Source organism: Nocardioides sp. BP30, from assembly GCF_029873215.1.
Taxonomy (GTDB): domain Bacteria; phylum Actinomycetota; class Actinomycetes; order Propionibacteriales; family Nocardioidaceae; genus Nocardioides.
The window spans coordinates 1,865,262-1,880,839 of record NZ_CP123620.1; the positions used below are offsets into that span (position 1 = coordinate 1,865,262).

At 70.3% G+C, this 15,578-nt stretch carries 12 protein-coding genes; 7 read left to right on the plus strand and 5 right to left on the minus strand.

The window, feature by feature from the left end; translation table 11 throughout:
* Positions 1-8: 8 nt before the first annotated feature.
* Positions 9-461 carry a hotdog fold thioesterase gene (locus tag P5P86_RS08790; RefSeq protein WP_280610939.1) on the minus strand — a complete coding sequence of 151 codons (453 nt, stop codon included), beginning with the start codon at positions 459-461 and terminating at the stop codon, positions 9-11.
* Between the two features lie 61 nt (positions 462-522).
* On the opposite strand from P5P86_RS08790, the gene polA reads away from it, so the two are divergent.
* Entirely contained in the window at positions 523-3,246 is a 2,724-nt protein-coding gene (gene polA, locus P5P86_RS08795) for a DNA polymerase I (protein ID WP_280610940.1), read from the plus strand.
* 2 nt (positions 3,247-3,248) lie between these two features.
* Here polA and P5P86_RS08800 read toward each other — a convergent pair whose 3' ends face one another.
* Positions 3,249-4,508 (minus strand): lipopolysaccharide biosynthesis protein, encoded by a 1,260-nt coding sequence (locus P5P86_RS08800; protein ID WP_280610941.1) that lies wholly within the window; start codon positions 4,506-4,508, stop codon positions 3,249-3,251.
* Between the two features lie 253 nt (positions 4,509-4,761).
* Between P5P86_RS08800 and P5P86_RS08805 the strand changes: the two genes are divergently transcribed.
* Both P5P86_RS08805 and P5P86_RS08810 read left to right on the plus strand, forming a co-directional pair.
* A complete protein-coding gene (locus tag P5P86_RS08805) occupies positions 4,762-5,358 on the plus strand; it encodes a hypothetical protein (protein WP_280610942.1) in 597 nt (198 codons plus the stop codon).
* Positions 5,355-7,451 carry a hypothetical protein gene (locus P5P86_RS08810; RefSeq protein ID WP_280610943.1) on the plus strand — a complete coding sequence of 699 codons (2,097 nt, stop codon included), beginning with the start codon at positions 5,355-5,357 and terminating at the stop codon, positions 7,449-7,451. Before P5P86_RS08805 ends, P5P86_RS08810 begins: the two co-directional genes overlap by 4 nt.
* 103 nt (positions 7,452-7,554) lie before the next feature.
* On the opposite strand, the gene P5P86_RS08815 is transcribed toward P5P86_RS08810, so the two are convergent.
* Positions 7,555-8,382, minus strand: coding sequence for a class I SAM-dependent methyltransferase (locus P5P86_RS08815; protein WP_280610944.1), 828 nt, complete (start codon positions 8,380-8,382; stop codon positions 7,555-7,557).
* 522 nt (positions 8,383-8,904) lie between these two features.
* On the opposite strand from P5P86_RS08815, the gene rpsA reads away from it, so the two are divergent.
* The gene (gene rpsA / locus P5P86_RS08820; RefSeq protein ID WP_280610945.1) at positions 8,905-10,365 is read left to right on the plus strand and encodes a 30S ribosomal protein S1; all 1,461 of its coding nucleotides are present in this window, start codon (positions 8,905-8,907) and stop codon (positions 10,363-10,365) included.
* Between the two features lie 288 nt (positions 10,366-10,653).
* A complete protein-coding gene (locus tag P5P86_RS08825; RefSeq protein WP_280610946.1) occupies positions 10,654-11,598 on the plus strand; it encodes a GlxA family transcriptional regulator in 945 nt (314 codons plus the stop codon).
* 95 nt (positions 11,599-11,693) lie between these two features.
* On the opposite strand, the gene P5P86_RS08830 is transcribed toward P5P86_RS08825, so the two are convergent.
* Entirely contained in the window at positions 11,694-13,553 is a 1,860-nt protein-coding gene (locus tag P5P86_RS08830) for an ABC transporter ATP-binding protein (RefSeq protein WP_280610947.1), read from the minus strand.
* Positions 13,554-13,618: 65 nt separating this feature from the next.
* On the opposite strand from P5P86_RS08830, the gene P5P86_RS08835 reads away from it, so the two are divergent.
* Positions 13,619-14,023, plus strand: a complete 405-nt coding sequence (locus tag P5P86_RS08835) for a MarR family winged helix-turn-helix transcriptional regulator (RefSeq protein WP_280610948.1) — start codon at positions 13,619-13,621, stop codon at positions 14,021-14,023.
* A gap of 11 nt (positions 14,024-14,034) precedes the next feature.
* Entirely contained in the window at positions 14,035-14,622 is a 588-nt protein-coding gene (coaE, locus tag P5P86_RS08840) for a dephospho-CoA kinase (RefSeq protein ID WP_280610949.1), read from the plus strand.
* A gap of 4 nt (positions 14,623-14,626) precedes the next feature.
* On the opposite strand, the gene P5P86_RS08845 is transcribed toward coaE, so the two are convergent.
* On the minus strand, positions 14,627-15,565 hold the full coding sequence (locus P5P86_RS08845; RefSeq protein WP_280610950.1) for a sigma-70 family RNA polymerase sigma factor: 939 nt from the start codon (positions 15,563-15,565) through the stop codon (positions 14,627-14,629).
* Positions 15,566-15,578 lie beyond the last annotated feature (13 nt).

A 15,578-nucleotide genomic window follows, 5' to 3' on the forward strand; every position in this document is an offset into this window, starting at 1 on the left:
GACCCGCCTCAGCCGACCCGCTCGGGATCGATCAGCGCGCAGGTAATCCGAGCGGTGCACACCCGCTTGCCCCGCTCGTCGGTCACCACGACCTCGTACGTCGCCGACGTGCGTCCCAGGTGTGCCGGCGTCGCCACGCCCGTCACGGTTCCCCGGGTCGCCGAGCGGTGGTGGGTGGCGTTGATGTCCACCCCGACCGCGAGCTTGCCCATCGTCTGCGCGTGCATCCCCGAGCCGACCGACCCGAGCGTCTCCGCGAGCGCTATCGAGGCGCCGCCGTGCAGCAACCCGTACGGCTGGGTGTTGCCCTCGACCGGCATGGTCGCGACCACGCGCTCGGGACTCGCCTCGAGCAGCTCGACGCCCATCTTGTCGTTGAGGCCGCCCATGCCGTGCGGCATGGAGTCGATGAAGGCGCGCAGCTGCTCGCTCGTGGCGGGGGTCGTCTCGGCGTTCGTCATGCCAGCATGGTGGCAGAAGCCGGGGACCGAACCTGTCGGTGAGGGCGGATAGGCTCGGCCTGTGCCGAGCCACATCGCCTCCTCCGCCCGTCCGCGCCTGCTGCTGCTCGACGGCCACTCGCTGGCCTACCGAGCCTTCTTCGCGCTGCCGGTGGAGAACTTCTCGACCACCACCGGCCAGCACACGAACGCGGTCTACGGCTTCACCTCGATGCTCATCAACGTGCTGCGCGACGAGCAGCCGACCCACGTCGCCGTCGCCTTCGACGTCTCCCGGCAGACGTTCCGGATGGAGCAGTACAGCGAGTACAAGGCCAAGCGGAACAAGACGCCCGACGAGTTCAAGAGCCAGCTGCCGCTGATCGAGGACGTCCTGACCGCCCTGCACATCCCGTTCCTGAAGAAGGACGGCTTCGAGGCCGACGACATCATCGCCACTCTCGCGACGCAGGCGCGCGAGCACGGGATGGACGTCCTCATCCTGACCGGCGACCGCGACTCGCTGCAGCTGGTCCGCGACGAGGTGACGGTGCTCTACCCGATGCGCGGCGTGTCCGACCTGGCCCGCATGACGCCGGAGGCGGTCGAGGCGAAGTACGGCGTGAGCCCGCAGCGCTATCCCGAGTTGGCGGCGCTGGTGGGGGAGGACTCCGACAATCTTCCCGGCGTGCCCGGTGTCGGGCCCAAGACCGCGGCGAAGTGGATCGCCACCTACGACGGCCTCGACAACGTGATCACGCATGCCGACAAGATCACGGGCAAGGCCGGTGACAACCTGCGGGCCCACCTCGGCGACGTGATCCGCAACCGCCAGCTCAACGCGCTGGTCTGCGACCTCGAGCTCGGGCGCGGCCCGGCCGACCTGGCGGTCCAGCCGTGGGACCGGCAGGAGGTGCACACGCTCTTCGACAGCCTGGAGTTCCGCGTGCTGCGCGACCGGCTCTTCGAGACCCTCACCAGCGAGGAGCAGATCGAGGAGGGGGGCTTCGACCTCGACGGGCGCAAGCTCGCCGCCGGCGAGGTCGCCGGGTTCCTCGACGGACTCGGCTCGGACCGGATCGGGTTGCACGTGCGCGGTGCCTGGGGCTCGGGCACGGGCCGCGTCGACGGCATCGCCTTCGCCACCGCGCCCACCCCGGACGGTGCCGGTCGTGCCGGCTACCTCGAGGTCGCCGACCTGACACCCGAGGACGAGACGGCGCTCGCCACCTGGCTCGCCGACGCCCGGAGGCCCAAGGTGCTCCACGACGCCAAGGGTCCCCAGCTCGCACTCGCCGCCCACGGCTGGCCGCTGGCGGGTCTCGCCAGCGACACCGCCCTCGCCGCCTACCTGGTGCGTCCCGACCAGCGCTCCTACGATCTGGCGGACCTGACCCTGCGCTACCTCAAGCGCGAGCTCAAGTCCGAAGCGGACGACGGGCAGGGCGCGCTCTTCGACGAGCTCGAGGGCGGCGCCGACGACCTCGCCGCCACCGCGATGCTCCACGCCCGCGCCGTCCTGGACCTGGCGCACGCGCTGGACACCGAGCTCGAGGGTGCCGGCGGCACGCGCCTGCTGGCCGACCTCGAGCTGCCGCTGCTGGGCCTGCTCGCGCGGATGGAGCAGACCGGGATCGCGATCGATGCCGACCATCTCGACGACCTGGAACGGCACTTCGCCGCCGAGGTGAAGCAGGCCGCCGAGGAGGCCTACGCGGTGATCGGCAAGGAGATCAACCTCGGCTCTCCCAAGCAGCTGCAGGTGGTGCTCTTCGACGAGCTCGACATGCCCAAGACCAAGCGCACCAAGACCGGCTACACCACCGACGCCGACGCGCTGCAGGCGCTCTACGTCAAGACCGAGCACCCGTTCCTGCTCGCGCTGCTGCGCCACCGCGACGTCACCCGCTTGCGGGTGACGATCGAGGGGCTGCTCAAGACCGTGCAGCCGGACGGTCGCATCCACACGACGTTCAACCAGACGATCGCCGCCACCGGTCGGCTCTCCAGCACCGATCCCAACCTGCAGAACATCCCGATCCGCACCGAGGAGGGCCGCCGGATCCGCGAGGCCTTCGTGGTGGGGCACAGCGTGGGGGGCACGGCGTACGACTGCCTGATGACGGCCGACTACAGCCAGATCGAGATGCGGATCATGGCGGACCTGTCCGGCGACCAGGCCCTGATCGAGGCGTTCCGGTCCGGCCACGACTTCCACGCCACCACCGCCTCCCGCGTGTTCGGGGTGCCGGCCGACGAGGTCTCCTCCGAGCAGCGCGCCAAGATCAAGGCGATGAACTACGGCCTGGCCTACGGCCTGTCCGCCTTCGGTCTCTCCCAGCAGCTGGGCATCGAGCCCGCGGAAGCCCGCGGCCTGATGGACGACTACTTCCAGACCTTCGGGGGCATCCGCGACTACCTGGCCGGCGTCGTGGACGAGGCTCGTCGCACCGGCTTCACCGAGACCATCCTGGGCCGCCGTCGCTACCTGCCCGACCTGACCAGCGACAACCGGCAGCGTCGTGAGATGGCCGAGCGGATGGCGCTCAACGCGCCGATCCAGGGATCGGCGGCGGACCTGATCAAGGTGGCCATGCTCAACACCCAGGCCGCTCTCGACGCCTCAGGGCTCGCGTCGCGGATGCTGCTGCAGGTGCACGACGAGCTCGTGTTCGAGGTGGCGGTCGGCGAGCGCGAGGCGCTCGAGGCGCTGGTCCGCGAGCAGATGGGCGGCGCCGCCGACCTCGCCGTACCGCTCGATGTCTCGGTGGGGACGGGCCGCTCCTGGCACGAGGCGGCGCACTAGCCTCAGGCGACCGCGGCAGGCGTCTCGTCCTGCAGGTGTCGCAGGCTGAGGACCAACAGCACAGCGGTCAGGATCGCGTCCACGACCACGACCACCAGCACCAGGTGGGTCAAGGATCCCATCGTGATGCCCACCAGCGTCAGTGCGACAGCAGCGACCCACACCAGGAGCGAGGCGCCGCGGTGCTGGCGCGCCAGGACGCCGTAGACCAGCATCTGCAGCATCGCGAGCAGCGTGCCCACGACGGCGAAGAGCCACAGTCGGTGCTGGACGCCGGAGTACGACGCACCGCCGACGAAGATCATGGCCAGCCCGGAGAGCAGCCAGGCCCCGAGCGTCGAGGCCACGCCGACGATGCCGACGGCCACCAGGCTGCGCATCAGGGCGCTGCGCTGGGAGCCCTCGGTCGACATCGAGGGGAAGGCAACGACGACCACGAACTGCGGCAGGAACAGCACGGCCTTGGTCATGATCAGGCCACCGGCGTAGAGCCCCGCCTGGTGGTGGCTCAAGGTGTTGCGGGCGATCACGATGTCGAGGTTGGAGAGCACGAAGAACGCGAGCAGCGCTGTCGAGCTGCGCACTGTCTCGTTGACGACGTTGCGCAGCGAGTGCTCCTGCGCCCCGGCCGGGGAGGCGTCCGGACGCGGGTGGCGCAGCGCCCACCAGCCGACCACCACCGGAACGAAGGCCGCCAGGGTCACCCCCACCATCGCCGAGGTCTCGCTGGGTCTGATCAGGATGCAGACGGTGCCGACGAGCAGGCGCGGGATGCCGAGCCCCAGGTAGAGCAGCGAGAGCGGGAGCCAGCGGCGCTCGCCCTGCAGCATGCCCGCCTGCCCGCCGATCATGGTGAGGGGTACGGCGACCACGGCGACCAGGAGCGCCGGGACGATGCTGTCGAGCTGGAGCAGATGCCACACGAGCGGGGAGGCGACCAGCATGATCGCTCCGACGACGAGGCTGCCGCGGAGGCTGACCGTCTTGATCGTCCGCTCGATGCTCGCGATGTGGTCGGGTGCGGCAGCGATGCGGCGCGCGGCCGTCGCCTGGAGGCCCAGCTGCACGACGCCGATCACCAGCAGGAGGGCCATCAGGCTGGCGACGCCGCCGTACTGCTCCGGGCCGAGCCGCCGCGCCGCAGCGATCTGGAAGCCGTAGGTGGCGACGTTCATGACCACGATGGCGATCGCGAGACCGCCGCTGCCCTGGAAGAACGACAGCAGCCTGGAGCGGCCGGATGGGGGAGCCGTCACAGTCACGGAGACAGAGCCTAGGCCACGCGATGCCGACCGGTCGGATCAGCACGCCGCGAGCGCGCCCGCCGTCGGGAGGTGTAACTGGGGGTTAACTATTTCGAATCGGCATCTAACGCCCCGTTGAATGGGCAAAAAGTGTGACGCAACCTACACTTCACGACAGTTTGTGACCCGCGGGTAGCAAACCCCCGCGCGCAGGTTGGGCCGCGGGACGCATCTGGAGGGAGTCCGCGCGATGCGCGCAACTTTGTCGTCCTTGCTGACGCCGGCCGTGCTGGCGGTCGCCGTCGTGGTCGTGATCGCGGTGAGCTCCGCGCTCGACCTGGAGATCGAGCCCTATGCCCTGGCGGGCGTCCTTGCCGGCGCGATCGTGGCACTCATCCCGGACCGCTCGGCCTGGACGCGGCTGGGCTCCTTCGCCGTCGGCTTCGTTGCGGTCTGGATCGGCTTCCTGCTGCGCGCGGGCCTGCTGCCCGACACCGAGGGTGGCCGGGCGGTGGCTGCCGTCGTCACCCTGGTCATCTGTCTGATCGCCCTCGCCGTGGCGCGGGGCCGGCTGCCGCTGTCGGCGATGCTGCTCGGCGTCGTGCTGTTCAGTGCCTCCTACGAGGCTGCGTTCGTGGCCGACGAGCCCCGGGTCGTCTCCACCTCGCTCGACGCCGCCACCGCTCTGGTGTTCGCCGTAGCCGTCGGCTTCGCCGTCGCGGTGCTCTCCGCCGGGCGGGTTCCCGCCGGCGACACCGCTCCCGATGTCACGCCGAGCGCGTCGACCTGGTCGATGCGGCCGCGCCGCGATCGGCTGACCGACACCGCTGCCACCACCGCCGCTCCCAACACCGAGGTGACCCGATGAACCGCACCCCCCTCATCCGGCCGCTCGCCATCGCCGCCGTCCTGACCACGGGTCTGCTCGGCACCGGAGCCGCCAGCGCCGCCACCGGCACCGCCGGGGCGGGGGTCGACGTCAGCAACACCGAGACCGTGCAGGTCTACGTCAGTCCCGACGGCAAGCTCGGCCAGCAGCACATCTACGAGCAGCTGGTCCTCACCGGGCACGGCAAGGCGGACGTGGTCAACCCGATCACGACCAGCGGCCTGCGCAACCTCGACAGCTTCTCCGGGGTGCACGTCAAGGACGGCAACCAGATCGTCGACACCACCGTCGACGGTGAGAAGGACCTGCGCACGGTCAGCAACTACCACGGCGATCTGCCGCTCACGCTCAAGGTCTCGTACAAGCTGAACGGCAAGCCGGTCAAAGCTGCCGACATCGTCGGCAAGTCGGGCCACCTGGACGTCTCGTACACGATCAAGAACACCAGCGGGAAGCCCACCCAGCTCAGCTTCGACGACGGCAAGGGCGGCACCGTCAGCAAGATGGTGAACGTGCCGATCCCGATGGTCGCCAGCATGAGCGTCGATGCGCCGACCGACTTCCGCGACGTCTCCTCGCACGAGGCGAGCATGGGCGGCGACGGTCACGGTGGGACGCTGATGCAGTTCACCCTCACGCTGCTGCCGCCGATCGGGCCCGCGGAGGCGACGTTCGGCTACAGCGCCGACATCACCGACGGCGTCGTCCCCAGCGCCGAGATCAACGCGCTGCCCGTGGACCCGCTGGCCAGCCCGACCTTCGCCAGCGCCGCCTCCAGCTACAAGGGCGGTGCCGACACCGGTGTCCAGCTGACCGCGGGCGCGCTGAAGATGGACGCCGGCCTGGTCAAGCTCCAGGGCGGCGCCTCCGACCTGGTCGCCGGTCTGATCAAGCTGCACGACGGCGCCGGCCAGCTCAGCACCGGCCTGAAGGACACTGCCGCACCGGGAGCCGCGAAGCTTGCCGACGGGACCACCCAGCTCGATGACGGCGGCAAGCAGCTCGCCGACGGCGCCGGCCAACTGACCGCGGGCCTGAAGAAGCTGAAGTCCAAGGCGCCGGCCCTGGCCGACGGAGTCAGCCAGATCTCCGACGGACAGCAACAGATCGCCGCCGGCCTCACCACGCTCTACGACGGCGTCACGGACCCGGACAAGAAGGCGCAGCTGCAGCAGCTGGTCGGCTGGGCGAACACGGTGCAGACCGAGCTGGGCACTGCCGCCGACGCCGAGAACGAGAACCTGAACACGGTCGCGGGCTCTCTCGCAGCGATCGAGAATCATCTGGCGAATCTGCCCGACTCGGCGGACAAGACCGCCGCCCTCGACGCCGCTCGCAAATGGCTGTCGAAGGACTCCTCGGGCAAGTGGACCGCTGGCGCCCTGCCGACCGACCTGGCCTTCAAGGCGGGACTGATCGGGATCGGCCTCAAGCAGGTGCAGTCGTCGCTGCAGGACATCGCCAACGGACTCGGCACCCCCTCCTCGGGTTGCCCGACGGACAAGACGAAGCAGACGCTGCGTGGCTGCATGGCGGCCCTGGTCGCCGGCGGGAAGAAGCTCGACCACGCCGTGCCGAAGCTGCGCTCGGGCGTCAACCAGCTGGCGGCGGGCAGCACCAAGCTCTCGACGGGTGCAGGCCAGCTCAGCGACGGCCTCGGTCAGGCCAACACCGGCGCGCATCAGCTCGCCGACGGCCTGGGAACCGCCGCGGACGGCGCCGGTCAGATCGACGACGGTCTCGGGACCGCCTCGGCCGGTGCCCCCAAGATCGTGGCGGGTGCCAAGAAGCTGTCGGTGAAGGGCAGCCAGAAGATCGCCGCGGCCGGTGAGGACACCGCGCAGAGCTACGGCGAGATGTACGCCGAGCTCGTCGCCGGTGCCAAGCGCGCCAACACCGAGGCGATGGCGGTAGGTGCGCCGAAGGGCGCGTCGTCGCTGATGGCCTACCAGTTCGTCATCACCGGCGCCGACGGCCAGGTCGGCCGCAACGTGACCCGCACGCTGCTGGGCGGAGGCCTGCTGGTGGTGGCGGCCGGCGGGATGCTGCTGCGGCGCCGCTTCTGGGCCTAGGCGGCTCGCTTCGGGGATTCACCCGACATCCGAGGGGGTGACGGCCTGTTCGCACAGGCCGTCGCCCCCTACGTGTGTCTGTCCTCCGCTGCCGCGCCCCGGCTCAGTCGAGGTTCCCCGCGAAGATGGCCGTCCCCGGCGTGATCAGCCCCCGCGTCCGGGACCAGCCGCCCCAGACCCGCTCGTGGTGCTCGGGCCACTGCGGCTCGACCAGGTCGGTGATCCGGAATCCGGCGCCGGCGAGCAGCGCGACCCAGTCGCCCAGGGTGCGGTGATGCTCCACGTAGGTGGTGAGACCGGTCGCGTCGTCGACCTCGACGTACGGCGTGCGGTCCCAGTAGGACTGCGAGGCGATCAGGCCCTCCTCGCCGGGGTCGTCGGGGAACATCCAGCGCGTCGGGTGGGTGATCGAGAACGCGAACCGGCCGCCTGGCCGCAGCACGCGTGCCACCTCGCCGACGGCGACGTCGATGTCCTTGACGAACTGCAGGGCGCCGAACGAGCAGAACACCACGTCGAAGCTGCCGGTCCGGAACGGCAACTGGGTGGCCGTCGCCTGGACGGCGGGGACGACGACGCCGGTGGACTCGTCGATGCGCCGCGAGTGCTGCAGCTGGCGGTGGGACAGGTCCAGCCCGGTCGCCCGACCACCCTGCGTCCGGACCCAGCGCGAGCACTGGCAGGCGCCGGAGCCGAGCTCCAGCACGTCCTTGTCGGCGATGTCGCCCAGGACCCGCAGCTCGGCCTCGCCGATGCCCTCCGGTCCCCAGACGAAGCCGATGTCCCCGAGGAAGGTGCCGTGGGTGTCCTGGTACTCGTCCGCGTAGCGGTCCCAGTCGGGCCCGTTGGCCCGGCGGGACTCGTCCTCGCTGACGGGGCGGCGCTCGGCTCGCACCGGCGTGGGCGCGGGCCAGACGATCGGTTGCTCCACGCGGACAGACTCTACCGATGTCCGCGATGACGAAGCGGGCGCGGACCGGTCGGTTCCGCGCCCGCCCCCGCCCCGCCATGGTGCGGTCTGGGCTGATCCCGCAGGAGCAGTCGTCGTGCGACGACTCCCGTTCCGGGCGAGGGGAGTCGTGATCGCGACGGTCCGTCACCGATGCGGGGACAGCGGCGGATCGTCGCGCCTCCAACGAGGGGCGCGAGCGCGGGTTATCGGTACGCCGGATACTGGTCGCACTGGTCCAGATCACCCTTGACAGGTGCCGATCCCGGCGTCGTCGTGGGTGCGGAAGCGGGCTGACGCCGCGGTTGGACGCGGCCCCGCCCGGCGTCGTACCCTGATAGGGCGTGTGGAGTCTGCCCAGGTCCCAGACCGAGCGGATCCAGGCTCGCTATTGATGCCGAGTTCGACGAACTGGTGCTCGGTGCTCCAACCGGTCGGTAGTGAAAACGAGGCTTCCTCGCGCGCCCGTACGACTATCTGCCCATCCAAGGACAATCCTTCAATATGACGACCATCTCCCTTCCGGACTACGACGCGCCGCAGGTCGCGGTCAACGACATCGGGTCCGAAGAGGCCTTCCTCGCCGCCATCGACGAGACCATCAAGTACTTCAACGACGGCGACATCGTCGACGGCACCATCGTCAAGGTGGACCGCGACGAGGTTCTGCTCGACATCGGCTACAAGACCGAGGGCGTCATCCCCTCGCGTGAGCTGTCGATCAAGCACGACGTCGACCCCTCCGAGGTTGTCGCGGTCGGCGACAAGGTCGAGGCTCTCGTCCTCCAGAAGGAGGACAAGGAGGGTCGTCTGATCCTGTCCAAGAAGCGCGCTCAGTACGAGCGTGCCTGGGGCACCATCGAGCAGATCAAGGATGAGGACGGCGTCGTCGAGGGCACCGTCATCGAGGTCGTCAAGGGCGGCCTGATCCTCGACATCGGTCTGCGCGGCTTCCTGCCGGCGTCGCTCGTGGAGATGCGTCGCGTCCGCGACCTGCAGCCCTACGTCGGCCAGACCCTCGAGGCCAAGATCATCGAGCTCGACAAGAACCGCAACAACGTGGTCCTCTCGCGCCGTGCCTGGCTCGAGCAGACCCAGTCCGAGGTTCGCCACGGCTTCCTGACCCAGCTCCAGAAGGGCCAGATCCGCAAGGGCGTCGTCTCCTCGATCGTCAACTTCGGTGCGTTCGTGGACCTCGGCGGCGTCGATGGTCTGGTGCACGTCTCCGAGCTGTCCTGGAAGCACATCGACCACCCGTCCGAGGTCGTCACCGTGGGCGACGAGGTCACCGTCGAGGTTCTCGACGTGGACATGGACCGCGAGCGTGTCTCCCTGTCGCTGAAGGCGACCCAGGAGGACCCGTGGCAGCACTTCGCCCGTACCCACCAGATCGGTCAGATCGTCCCGGGCAAGGTCACCAAGCTGGTGCCGTTCGGCTCGTTCGTCCGCGTCGAGGAGGGCATCGAGGGCCTGGTCCACATCTCGGAGCTGGCCGAGCGCCACGTCGAGATCCCGGAGCAGGTCGTCCAGGTCAACGACGACGTCATGGTCAAGATCATCGACATCGACCTCGAGCGTCGCCGGATCTCGCTGTCCCTCAAGCAGGCCAACGAGACCACGGCCGCCGCGGACGTCGAGGAGTTCGACCCGACCCTCTACGGCATGGCTGCGACCTACGACGAGCAGGGCAACTACATCTACCCGGAGGGCTTCGACCCGGAGACCGGTGAGTGGCTCGAGGGCTTCGACGAGCAGCGCGCCGCCTGGGAGGAGCAGTACGCCAAGGCGCACGCTCGCTGGGAGGCCCACGTCAAGCAGCAGGCCGAGGCCAAGCAGGCCGAGGCCGAGGCCGGCGAGGCCACCTCGTACTCCTCCGCGGCTCCGGCCGCCGAGGAGACCGGCGGCTCGCTCGCCTCGGACGAGGCGCTGCAGGCTCTGCGCGAGAAGCTGACCGGCAACAACTGATCGAGCGCGCCGGGCACGCACCGGACGCACGTGAGGATCGAAGGCCCGACTCCCTGCTGGGGGTCGGGCCTTCGGCGTTGTCGGTGCTCGCTCAGTCGAACCAGGCGGGCCGGCGACGGGTGGCGAAGCGGTCGTGGGTGGCCCAGGCGATCAACGAGGTCAGGGCGATCAGCAGGAGCAGCGCGGCGATGATGGTCATGGCATGAATCGTGCGCTCGTTCAGATCCGGCCACGAGTGGCAGGGATGACACTCTTGCGCGATTTACTGCCAGATGACAGGCTCGACTCGTGCTGTCCAACGTCGCGGTGGTCATCTTCGACGGGGTGAACCCGTTCGAGTTCGGCTCCGCCTGCGAGGCGTTCGGCCTGGATCGCCGCGATCACGGCGTGCCGTTGCTCGACTTCGCGGTCTGCGCCCCGCGGGCCGGATCGGTCCGCACCCGACTCGGCTTCGGCATCACCGCCGATCACGATCTGGGGCGGGTCGCCGAGGCGGACCTGGTGGCGGTGCCCGCGACCGGGCGCGGTCCGGAGGTGCCACCCGAGGTCGTCGCGGCACTGCAGGCGGCGTACGCGCGCGGCGCCCGGCTGCTGAGCTACTGCTCGGCCGCCTTCACGCTGGGCGCTGCCGGTCTGCTCGACGGGCGCGAGTGCACGACGCACTGGATGTACACCGACGAGCTCGCCGAGCGACACCCCGAGGCGAAGGTGGTGCCGGAGGTGCTCTACGTCGACTCCGGCCAGGTCGTCACCAGCGCCGGCACCGCAGCCGGGTTGGATGCCTCGTTGCACATCTGGCGCGAGGAGTACGGCGCCGCGATCGCCAGCACGATCGCCCGCCGGATGGTGGTGCCGCCGCAGCGCGACGGCGGCCAGGCGCAGTTCATCGCCCGGGCGGTGCCCGAGTGTGAGGCCGAGACGCTCGGCCCGTTGCTCGGCTGGATCGCCGCCAACCTCGGTGAGGACCTCGACGTCGAGTCACTGGCCCGACGCTCGCTGATGTCGCCGCGCACGTTCGCCCGCCGGTTCCGTGCCGAGACCGGCGCGACGCCGCACGCCTGGGTGACGCGCCAGCGGCTGCTGCGGGCCGAGGAGCTGCTCGAGCAGTCGGACCGCTCGGTGGAGTGGATCGCGCAGGAGGTCGGCTTCGGCAACGCCGCCACCCTGCGGCACCACTTCCTCAAGGCCCGGGGCATCAGCCCGCAGGCCTACCGGCGCCGTTTCGGCAGCTGATTCGTCGCGCCTCGGGCAACATGGCTCGGGTGACGTGGCTCGGGCGACGCGGCTGCACGTCCGGGTGCCGGCGACCGCCTCGCACGGCTGCCGCCTCACGCCGCCTGCTGGAGCCCGCCGCGCACCAGCTCGGCGTAGGTGCCGCCGGCGAGCAGGAGCTCCTCGTGGGTGCCGAGCTCGACGATCCGGCCGTGATCCATCACCGCGATGAGGTCGGCGTTGCGCACCGTGCTGAGCCGGTGGGCGATCGTGATCGTGGTGCGGCCCTCCGCCAGCCGGTCGAGGGCGGCCTGCACCTCGCGCTCGGTGGTGTTGTCGAGCGCGCTGGTGGCCTCATCGAGCACCAGGACGCGCGGATCGCGCAACAGGGTGCGGGCGATGGCCAGCCGTTGCTGCTCGCCGCCGGAGAACCGGTGTCCCCGCGAACCCACCATGGTGTCGTAGCCGTCGGGCAGCGCGGCGATCAGGTCGTGGATCTGGGCGGCGCGGGCAGCGGCCTCGATCTCCGCATCGGTGGCGTCGGGACGGGCGTGCCGCAGGTTCTCCCGGACGGTGGCGTGCAGCAGGTAGGTCTCCTGGGTCACCACCCCGACGGCATCGGCGACGTCGGCCAGGGTGAGGTCACGCAGGTCGACCCCGTCGAGCAGCACCCGGCCCGCGACCGGGTCGTGGAGGCGCGCGACCAGTCCGGCCAGGGTGGACTTGCCGCTGCCGGTCGCGCCGACCAGGGCCAGGCTGCCGCCCGCGGGAACGGACAGTGTGATGTCGTGCAGCACCGGCGTCGTGTCGTAGGCGAACCCGACGTGGTCGAAGGTGACCTCTCCGCGCACCGCACCGAGGCTGGTCGGGCTGACCGGGTCGTCGATCTCGACGGGCAGGTCGAGGTAGGTGAAGATCCTGCTGAACAGGGCCAGGCTCGAGGTGACGTCGACGCCGACGTTGAGCAGGCCCATCAGCGGCCGGAACAGGGAGCCCTGGAGCGACACGAACGCCACCAGGGTGCCGATCGTCATCCCCCCGCTCGTGGCGGGGAAGCCGGCTGCCAGGTAGAGGGCGGCCGGCACCGCGGCGAACACGATCTGCATCCATGCCATCCGCCAGCGCCCGGCGAGGGTGGAGCGGACCTCGAGCTCGATCAGGTCGCGGCTCGTCTCCTCGAACCGGTCCGCCAGGGCCGGTGCTGCGCCGAGGGTCTTGGTCAGCAGGATGCCGCTGACGGAGAGCCCCTCCTCGATCTGGACGTGCAGGTCGGCCATCTTGGCCTGGCGCTCGTTCGTCACCGCATAGCGCAGGCGGGCGACGCGGCGGGTGGTGACGACGGCCGGCGGCAGCACCACCAGGCTGATCAGTGCGAGCCGCCAGTCCATCGCGAGCATGGCGACGATGGTGCCCACGACCACTGTCACGTTGGCGGCGATCGAGGTGGCAGTGCTGGTGACGACGGCCTGCATGGAACCGATGTCGTTGATGATGCGCGACTGGATCTCGCCGCCGCGGGTGCGGGTGAAGAAGCCGACGGACTGTCGCTGCAGGTGGGCGAAGAGGCCGGTGCGCAGCTGGTGCATGACCTGCTGGCCCACCCGCGTGGAGAGCAGTGTCTGCCCGACGCCGAGGGCGGCGGTCACGATGGCGACGCCGACCATGGCCGCGACGCAGCCGATCAGCAGCGCGTGGTCGTGGCGGGGGAGCGCCTGGTCGATGACGTGACGGACCAGGAACGGCTGGGCAAGCCCGATGACGGAGCTGGCCACGATGAGCAGGACGACCACGCCGAGCGTGGCGCGGTGGGGGGCGAACAGGCGCGCGATGCGGCGCAGCTCGACGGGATGCTCCCGGAGCTGTCGCCTGTCGCTCGCCTTGTTGTGCGGGTCGCGGCCGTCTCGGCCGCCGGAGGCGGCGATCCGGGCGCCGCGGCCCGGTGCGCCGGCGCGCACCGCCGTCATGAAGTCACTCATCTCTCACCTCTTTCGTTGAGGTTACCTCACTATGAGGCGAACGCACCATCGGTAGGATTCATTCCGTGGAAGCGACGGGTGACCTGTTGATGGCGGCTGCTCGCACGCTGCGACGTCGCTACGGCGCCGCGATGGCGCGCTGGGAGATCACCCCCGGCCAGGCTCGGGCCCTGCGGGTGGTCTGCGAGGCAGGCGCGCTGCGACTCTCCGCGATCGCCGACGAACTGCGCATCGTGCCCCGCTCGGCGACCGAGGTCGTCGACGCGCTGCAGGAGCGCGGGCTGGTGATCCGCGAGGCCGACCCGGCCGATCGGCGCGCGACCTCGGTCGTCCCCACGGCCAGGGGTCGGCAGGTGTCGGCGCTCCTGGAGGAGGCACGAACGACGCAGGCAGAGGACCTGCTCGCCGTCCTGGCACCGGAGGACCGTGCCGCGCTGGACCGGATCCTGCGGCTCATCGTCGAGCAGTAGTCTCACCTTCCATGCGAGTGGGACTCACCGGCGGTATCGCCTCGGGCAAGAGCACTGTCTCGGCGCTGTTGGCCGAGCTGGGGGCTGTGGTGATCGACGCCGACCAGCTGGCGCGGGACGTGGTCGCCCCGGGGACCCCTGGCCTGGCGAGGATCGTCGACGCGTTCGGTCCCGAGGTGCTGACCCCGGGAGGCGAGATGGATCGGCCCAAGGTCGGTGCCCTGGTCTTCGCCGACCCGGACAAGCTGCGCATGCTGGAGGCGATCGTCCACCCCCTCGTCCGCGAGCGCGGTGCCGAGCTCGAGGCCGCGGCCCCGGCCGGATCGGTCGTCGTGCACGACATCCCGTTGCTGGCCGAGACCGGTCAGGCGGAGCGGTTCGACGCTGTCGTCGTGGTCGACGTACCGCAGGAGACGCAGATCGAGCGTCTGCTGCGCGACCGCGCGATGACTCGCGAGGACGCGCTCGCCCGGATCGCCGCCCAGGCGACCCGGGACCAGCGGCGCGCCGTGGCGACGTACGTCATCGAGAACACCGGGACGCGCGAAGACCTCCGCCAAGCAGTAGCGGAGGTCTTCGAGCGGCTGGTCCCGAGCTGAGGCCTCAGGCCGCCAGATCGGGGTCGGCGAAGCGCCGCAGCTTCTGCAGCGCCTCACGCTCCAGCTGGCGCACGCGCTCGGCCGAGATGCCGTGCTTCTGGCCGATGTCGGCGAGCTTGTGCTGGCGGCCGTCGACCAGGCCGTAGCGGGCCCGGATGATGTCGGCGGCCCGGTCGTCGAGCTGCCCGACCAGGCTGTTGAGCCGCTCCCGGGACTCGGTGTCCAGGACGGTCGAGTCCGGACCCGGCGAGGTCTCCTGGGCCATCAGGTCGCCCAGCGAGGTGTCGCCGTCCTCGTCGACGGGCGAATCGAGGCTGACGTGCTCGCGTCCCCAGGCCATCAGGTCCAGCACGCGCTCGACCTCCATGCCCAGCTCCTTGGCGATCTCCTCCGGCTCCGGGTCGCGACCGAGCTGGCGCTCCAGGGTGCGGCGGGCGCCACCGACCTGGTTGAGCTCCTCCACCACGTGCACCGGCAGCCGTACGACGCGGGCCTGCTGGGCGATGCCTCGGGTGATGGCCTGTCGCACCCACCACGTGGCGTAGGTGGAGAACTTGTAGCCCTTGGTGTAGTCGAACTTCTCGACGGCCCGGATCAGGCCGGTGTTGCCCTCCTGGATCAGATCGAGCATCGGCATCTGGGCACGGCCGTACTTCCGGGCGATCGATACCACCAGCCGCAGGTTCGCGGTGATGAACTGGTCGACGGCCTTCTGGCCCTCCTCGGCCAGCCATTCGAGCTCCTCGCGGGTGGCGCCGCCCGGTGCCTTGCGGCCCGTGCGCCTCTCCGCCAGCAGGTGCTCGGCCATCAACCCGGCCTCGATCGCCTTGGAGAGCTCTACCTCCTTGGCCGCGTCCAGGAGGTCGTTGCGCGCGATCTCGTCCAGGTAGAGACCGACGCTGTCGCGTCCCTCGATCTCACGTGTCGCGGTCTTCGTCGCCATGGGGCCCTCCTCA

Excerpts from the sequence above, each read along its gene's own strand:
- P5P86_RS08845 (WP_280610950.1), bottom strand. The coding sequence starts at position 15,565 with ATGGCGACGAAGACCGCGACACGTGAGATCGAGGGACGCGACAGCGTC.
- rpsA (WP_280610945.1), top strand. The coding sequence starts at position 8,905 with ATGACGACCATCTCCCTTCCGGACTACGACGCGCCGCAGGTCGCGGTC.
- P5P86_RS08810 (WP_280610943.1), top strand. The coding sequence starts at position 5,355 with ATGAACCGCACCCCCCTCATCCGGCCGCTCGCCATCGCCGCCGTCCTG.
- P5P86_RS08830 (WP_280610947.1), bottom strand. The coding sequence starts at position 13,553 with ATGAGTGACTTCATGACGGCGGTGCGCGCCGGCGCACCGGGCCGCGGC.
- P5P86_RS08790 (WP_280610939.1), bottom strand. The coding sequence starts at position 461 with ATGACGAACGCCGAGACGACCCCCGCCACGAGCGAGCAGCTGCGCGCC.
- coaE (WP_280610949.1), top strand. The coding sequence starts at position 14,035 with ATGCGAGTGGGACTCACCGGCGGTATCGCCTCGGGCAAGAGCACTGTC.